4 protein-coding genes are annotated in these 3,741 nt (G+C 54.3%); 1 reads left to right on the top strand and 3 read right to left on the bottom strand.

Translation table 11 applies throughout. The features are described 5' to 3' along the window. Positions 1 to 438: 438 nt before the first annotated feature. Both ACYVL5_RS23370 and ACYVL5_RS23365 read right to left on the bottom strand, forming a co-directional pair. Complete coding sequence (locus tag ACYVL5_RS23370; protein ID WP_460597954.1) at positions 439 to 1,719, bottom strand: PKD domain-containing protein; 1,281 nt, start codon at positions 1,717 to 1,719, stop codon at positions 439 to 441. Between the two features lie 170 nt (positions 1,720 to 1,889). Then, positions 1,890 to 2,204, bottom strand: a complete 315-nt coding sequence (locus tag ACYVL5_RS23365) for a hypothetical protein (protein WP_460597953.1) — start codon at positions 2,202 to 2,204, stop codon at positions 1,890 to 1,892. A gap of 216 nt (positions 2,205 to 2,420) precedes the next feature. Here ACYVL5_RS23365 and ACYVL5_RS23360 point away from each other — a divergent pair, with 216 nt between their 5' ends. Further along, entirely contained in the window at positions 2,421 to 2,981 is a 561-nt protein-coding gene (locus tag ACYVL5_RS23360; protein ID WP_460597952.1) for a LuxR C-terminal-related transcriptional regulator, read from the top strand. A gap of 150 nt (positions 2,982 to 3,131) precedes the next feature. Here the strand turns inward: ACYVL5_RS23360 and ACYVL5_RS23355 are convergent, their stop codons facing one another. After that, positions 3,132 to 3,467 carry a type II toxin-antitoxin system PemK/MazF family toxin gene (locus tag ACYVL5_RS23355; RefSeq protein ID WP_460597951.1) on the bottom strand — a complete coding sequence of 112 codons (336 nt, stop codon included), beginning with the start codon at positions 3,465 to 3,467 and terminating at the stop codon, positions 3,132 to 3,134. Positions 3,468 to 3,741 lie beyond the last annotated feature (274 nt).

Here is a 3,741-nt window from a genome sequence, read left to right as displayed (position 1 = left end):
GCTAAAGGCGGGGATGGAGGAAGGAGCTCAGGGGGTGGCCGGAATCAAACGGAATAGATGGCCGGCTTGAATCGGAATGGGTGGCCGACTTCGATCGGAATCGGTGGCCGGCTTGCCGCGGAATACGCAACCTAACTAAAGAAGACGGTTAGTTGGTCGTCACGCGTCTACCGCCGGATGCTCTTGATAGGCATCTGAGGCTTGGCACAAGCAGTCTTTCTTATAGCGGGGTGCCTGTGGCTTATGCCAGCATCTAATTACCCGCACATACTACTGGGCCACCGTGGGGAGCGTAGTTGATATTTGCGCCCTGGTTCACTCTGATGCCGGTTCAAATGTCAAATATCAAGTACGTGAGCACTCTAGGAGTGACCTCGGCTTTCGGGCTCCATTCCACTGACCGACTCCTGATCTCCCTGGCCGCACGTGGAAAGTCTATCACTTGGAAGTAGTGTCAATTTCCAGGTACGGAGCGTAATCGGTTCCGGCATCTGCACTGGAAACGGAGATACCTTTTGCCTTCTGCTTGTCCATGACGTCCATCCATTGTGTCGGCCAAAGTGCGAACAGCGCCCACGCCGATCCAGCAGCGACATCCGCCTGGATTAGGGGCGTGACATCGCAGGCCTGCCAACCAGCAAGGGAGCCGGATGGGAACTTGTAAACGGATTCGGATGACGATAACGGCGCATACGCATGCGTCCAGTCGTAAGTGGCATTACCGGAGAATCCTGTGCCGTGGAGGTGGAGCAGGAGAGCGAGGTACGGGTCGGAATTGTTGACCTGCGTGACCTTATTCACGTACAGGTGGAGCACCGCCTTTTTTACAGTCTGATTGGTGGGGATCTGGCCAAGCGCCATCTCTAGGAGACCATAGGTGTACGATACCAAGTAGGATGTCGTTCCATAGTATATGTACCAGGTCTCACTGGCGCCGCCCACTATGCTAGCCGATGTCCCGTCGTAGTACGTCGCCCCCCCACTGGACGTATTTTCATTGGCATCGTTTGGGCTTTCTGCAGTGATAACGTAGTGGTTCACGGCTTGGGCAGTGGCGTGCACGGTCACCAGGGTGGGCTCGCTGTTGATTATGCCGTCGTTGACGACGAGTTGTACTGTGTAGTCGCCAGCGACATCCGCAACGAAGGTCGAGATGCTCGAAGTTGGATTGGAAAGAATGGCCGCACTTCCGGTCGGCTTGGTCATCAAGGTCCAACCGAAGGTAAGAGAATCTCCGTTCGGATCGGAACTCCCGCCACCATCCAGGATTACCGTGCTACCGGTTGCCACAGTCCGGTCGGTTCCTGCGCGCGCTGTCGGCGGCAGGTTGCTGCTTCCGGCGGTGACAATGATGATGTCCGTGTCTGTGTTTCCCGAACTGTCGGTCACCGTCAGTTTGACGGTGTAGCTGCCCTCGACGTCGGCAACAAAGCTGGCTGTGGGAGCGTTGGGGGTAGAGATGGTGGCGTTACTTCCGGACGGTTTAGAGGCAAATTTCCAAACGTATGTCAGAGGCTGGCCGCTTGTACAGGAACTGCCGCTGCCGTCAAGCATCACGGTGCCACCGGTGACTATAGCGCTATCGCTCCCGGCGACCGCGGCAACTGTCTGCTGCGTCCCTCCGGTTCCGATGCTACTGCCGCCACCACTGCCGCCGCATCCCGACATCGTCGCTGCCAAGAAGATCACTCCGAGCAAGATAGTGAATAAGTTTGCCATCACTTCCTCCTTCGGTGGATATCGTTAATTCCGGGTTTTCCTGGGAGGCTAAGCCTACATTCGGAAACCACTGGCAGGCTAAAACAGCTAGTGCGCAAAGGGGAACTCAAAGGGGGCGAGTCCGCCAAGACCATGGGGCTGAAGGCCCTTTGTGTTACTCAGATCAGTTCCTATTTAGCGGCGGGTGCCGCAGGGGCCGCGAGGGCTTCTTCCTTTTTCTCAGCTTTCTTCACCTTGTCCTTCCCGGGGCAGCCTACGCCGAATTCATCGTCCGCATCCTCCCCCGTCATCCATCTCAGGACTCTGTCAAAGGAGACATGCCATCCCCTTTGGTGGTCCCTCTCCATCTCTTTGGCATGGGCCGCTGGGGCTGCCGCAGGGGCCGCGTCCGCCGCGGTAGCAAATCCGGAAGGTGTGAGAATTGTCACTGCCATTAATCCGCAAAAAATACCCACTACCAATTGCCATTTCGTTCGCTTTGTCATCATTTCCTCCTCTTTTGGTGCCGAGAGAGCTTGTTCCGCCCGCCCCCCTTGAGACTGTCAGCACAAAGAACGGATCCTTTCTGTCAAACGGTCCGTGGAACTCTCTCACTACCCCAAAACTGTAATGGTATCGTTAGACAAATAAATAGCTCAAAGGTGCCAATTTCGTGGCCCGGATTTGATTTCTTTTGTTAGTCTTGTAAACTCTCTGACCATATGAACACGCTTTTAGAAATAATCCAGGAGCGCGAAACTCCAGGGATATTGATCTTCGATCTAGCAGGTAGATTGTTATTTTCAAATGAATCAGCACTCGATGCGGAGGTCGCGCATCTGGTGCCAGAGTTTGGAGAGGTGGTTGTCTGCGATAAGATTCAAAACTACCTTTCCTATCTGACGGGGACTTCTGAAACGCGGTTGGGTCTTGAGGGGGGGGAACTGGAAAATTTGGTCGTGGAGAGTCCACGTGGGGGTTCCTACTCGGTGCGCCCATTCCTGATCGGTGACGACGACAGAGGCGGACTTGAGGCTCATATCCTGTTCCTAATCGAAAAAATCATCAAGCGGCATGAGGTTCATCTTGAGAGGTCCCGAAGAGATTACGGGCTGACTAGGAGAGAGGCCGAGGTTGCAGGACTCGTTTGCAAAGGGTGTTCAAACAGGGAAATATCGAAAAAACTGTTCATCTCCGAATTCACAGTCAAAAATCATATGAGAAAAATAATAGTTAAGACCGGAGCCAACTCTCGAAACCAGGTACTAACGCGGCTTCAATAGTGCGGATTCCGGTTGATATCGACAACAATTTTGCCGTCAGACCGCAAAAGGGGACGGCTACTTTATGTAACCTGCCTCCTTTTCATATTACTGATGTTGTTGATGGCTGGGAGGGTCAGTTCACCTCCGCGCAGGGTCCGATCAAGCCACTTATCCGATTATTTCATTCAGCCCCTCAACTGCCTGGGCAATTTCCTCAGGAGTCGCATCGGCTAGCTTGTCACCAATACGCTCAATAGCGAGAGTGCGAATTTGGCTGATTTTCAGCCAGGACGCTTTCGGAAGCGCTGAAGCGTTGAGTTTGAGGGTGAGGGGAAAGCCAGCTCGCGGAGGTCGGCTCGTGACTGCCACAGCTATCACGGTCCCGGAGCGGGCATTGAAAATGTCGTGACTCAGGATGAGTACCGGCCTCATACCGCCTTGCTCACTGCCTCGCACCCGGTTAAGGTCGGCCCAGCGCACCTCTCCTCTTAATATTCCGGCCATTTTTCGAGCTCCTCGGCCATCCCCTCCTCGGCCAGGGCCTTTTCTTCAGCCGGGTCGAGCATTGGGGCGAATTCCGGGGACACAATACCTACAAATGGTTGACACATGTAGGGCAGGCGGCAGAGGTGCTCATGGGTTTTAAAGAAACCTGATTAGCGCCAATCTTCCGCTGGAAGACAAGCGCGACATATTACGTCGTAGGTGGTTCATATAATCACGGCACATTCCATCCGAGGAGGCTGCCGTGAAGAATCGTTTCCAGTTCCAGTCAGGC

It is taken from the genome of Geomonas sp. Red276 (assembly GCF_054784495.1).
The sequence above is the reverse complement of the archived record's forward strand: the minus strand, read 5'-3'. Positions and strand labels throughout refer to the sequence as shown.

Bases quoted from the DNA above. Each gene is read 5' to 3' on its own strand.
- ACYVL5_RS23360 (WP_460597952.1), top strand. From the start codon at position 2,421: ATGAACACGCTTTTAGAAATAATCCAGGAGCGCGAAACTCCAGGGATA.
- ACYVL5_RS23370 (WP_460597954.1), bottom strand. From the start codon at position 1,719: ATGGCAAACTTATTCACTATCTTGCTCGGAGTGATCTTCTTGGCAGCG.
- ACYVL5_RS23355 (WP_460597951.1), bottom strand. From the start codon at position 3,467: ATGGCCGGAATATTAAGAGGAGAGGTGCGCTGGGCCGACCTTAACCGG.
- ACYVL5_RS23365 (WP_460597953.1), bottom strand. From the start codon at position 2,204: ATGACAAAGCGAACGAAATGGCAATTGGTAGTGGGTATTTTTTGCGGA.